Annotated in this window: 1 pseudogene; it reads right to left on the bottom strand. The window is 40.9% G+C overall.

Going from position 1 to position 215, the window contains the following annotated elements:
• A pseudogene (gene secY / locus V6260_RS19180) lies at positions 1-215 on the bottom strand (preprotein translocase subunit SecY); the annotation flags it as partial.

Here is a 215-nt window from a genome sequence, read left to right as displayed (position 1 = left end):
GCGTAGGTAACAACAATACGACGTTGCCCACTCTCAAAAAACACTACAAGATAAGTAACAGCGAATACTATAACCGCAACCATTAAGAGTACAAAAACATTCAAATCACCTTGGCGCGCCATTTAGGCTGTCGAACCAATAGCAGACGGCAGGTTAGCTACAATACCAACAAATATTATAACTGAAATACCGTTACCGATACCCCGTTCAGTTAT

The organism is Pseudoalteromonas aliena (assembly GCF_038155085.1).
Taxonomy (GTDB): domain Bacteria; phylum Pseudomonadota; class Gammaproteobacteria; order Enterobacterales; family Alteromonadaceae; genus Pseudoalteromonas; species Pseudoalteromonas aliena_A.
Note: the sequence above shows the minus strand (reverse complement) of the source record. Positions and strands in the feature narration are given on the sequence as shown.